The sequence below is a fragment of the Streptomyces sp. NRRL F-5126 genome (assembly GCF_000721265.1).
GTDB lineage: Bacteria > Actinomycetota > Actinomycetes > Streptomycetales > Streptomycetaceae > Streptomyces.
In genome coordinates this window covers 1-663 of record NZ_JOFZ01000054.1, presented here as the reverse complement: position 1 = coordinate 663, position 663 = coordinate 1, and the positions used below count along the sequence as shown (strand labels likewise).

Below are 663 nucleotides of genomic sequence, written 5' to 3'. Positions count from 1 at the left end.
CCGGTGTGTAGGGCGAGGTCGACGAAGGCGGTGCCGGGGAGGAGTGGGGTGTCGGTGATGGCGTGGTCGGTGAGCCAGGGGTGAGTCTGGGTGGAGAGGGTTCCGGTGAAGACGTGGGTGTTATCGGGGAGTTCGAGGGTTGCGGTGAGGAAGGGGTGTTGGGTGGTGTTGAGGCCGAAGGCGGAGGCGTCACCTGCGCTGCCGGGGGTGTGGGTGAGCCAGTAGTGCTGGTGTTGGAAGGGGTAGGTGGGGAGGTTGACGGGCTGGTTGGTGGCTGGTGTGGTGTGGTGGGTCCAGTTGATGGTGGTGGCGTGGGTGTGGAGGTGGGCGGCGGAGGTGAGGAATTGGGTCCAGTTGCCTTTTTGGCGGCGGAGGGTTCCGGTGGTGAGGGTGGGGGTGTTGTGGTGGGTGGTGGTGTCGAGGATGTCTTGGATGCTGGTGGTGAGGACGGGGTGGGTGCTGGTTTCGATGAGGTGGTGGTGGCCGTCGGTGATGAGGGTGTGGGCGGTGTCGGTGAAGCGGACGGTTTGGCGGAGGTTTTGGTACCAGTAGTTGGTGTCGAGGGTGGTGGTGTCTTCGATGAGGGTGCCGGTGACGGTGGAGTAGAAGGGGGTGTGGCCGGTGTGGGGGGTGATGTTGCGGAGGTCGTGGAGGAGGCGGTCG

Annotated in this window: 1 protein-coding gene; it reads right to left on the bottom strand. The window is 65.0% G+C overall.

Translation table 11 applies throughout. The features are described 5' to 3' along the window. Positions 1 to 663: acyltransferase domain-containing protein (locus tag IH48_RS33890; protein ID WP_037844021.1), on the bottom strand; the 663-nt coding region annotated here is incomplete at both ends.